The organism is Vibrio sp. 1288 (assembly GCF_033344475.1).
In genome coordinates this window covers 1-720 of sequence record NZ_JAWPOX010000488.1, presented here as the reverse complement: position 1 = coordinate 720, position 720 = coordinate 1, and the positions used below count along the sequence as shown (strand labels likewise).

2 pseudogenes are annotated in these 720 nt (G+C 46.0%); both read left to right on the top strand.

What is annotated here, in order from left to right:
- Window positions 1–310: pseudogene (locus tag R8O11_RS27570) on the top strand (heme utilization protein HutZ); the annotation flags it as partial.
- Between the two features lie 75 nt (window positions 311–385).
- A pseudogene (locus R8O11_RS27565) lies at window positions 386–720 on the top strand (ATP:cob(I)alamin adenosyltransferase); the annotation flags it as partial.

Genomic DNA, 720 nt, shown 5'->3' with positions numbered 1-720 from the left:
ACTGATGATGATCGAAGATGAAGATTCATCCAAACAGCTTTTTGCACGTAAGCGTCTGACGTTTGATGCGGTAGCAACGGTTGTTGAGCGTGATACTGAAATGTGGCAATTGGTCGTTGGTCAGATGAAAGCGCGTTTCGGTGACATCATCGACGGTCTAAGCCAGCTTGAAGACTTTGTACTGTTCAACCTAAAAGCTGAGAAAGGTTTGTTCGTAAAAGGGTTCGGTCAAGCGTATCAAGTCTCAGGCGATGACTTGGTTGATTTTGTGCATCTACAAGAAGGCCACAAGAAAATCGAAAACGCCTAATGCGGACGTCGTTTTTATGATTACTAAGAGGGAGTTAGGTTATACTGACTCCCTTTTTTACATTGGAACAACAGCATGAGACCTGTAAGCAAGGAACTGAGCGAGATTTGTTATCCCTTTATTTACGAAGACAGCCCTGTGTGCGATTTCGAGATCACCGCAGACGAGTTGTGCAGCCGGATTGGGTTGGTGCTGTCGATGGAATTGGACGACTTCAGTCGAGATATTCTCACGCGCCTTCAGCCTAATGTTTACCATCTCAATGGTTCGGTGCGTGGCAAGTTAGCGATTACAGAATCGGAAGTTGAAGAGCTTAAAGCAGACTATGAGGCCGTAAAAGCGCGCATAGACGGTGGTTTTAAAGGTTTTGTGCTGCCCGGTGGCCATGCTACGTCTAGTCAACTGCATTT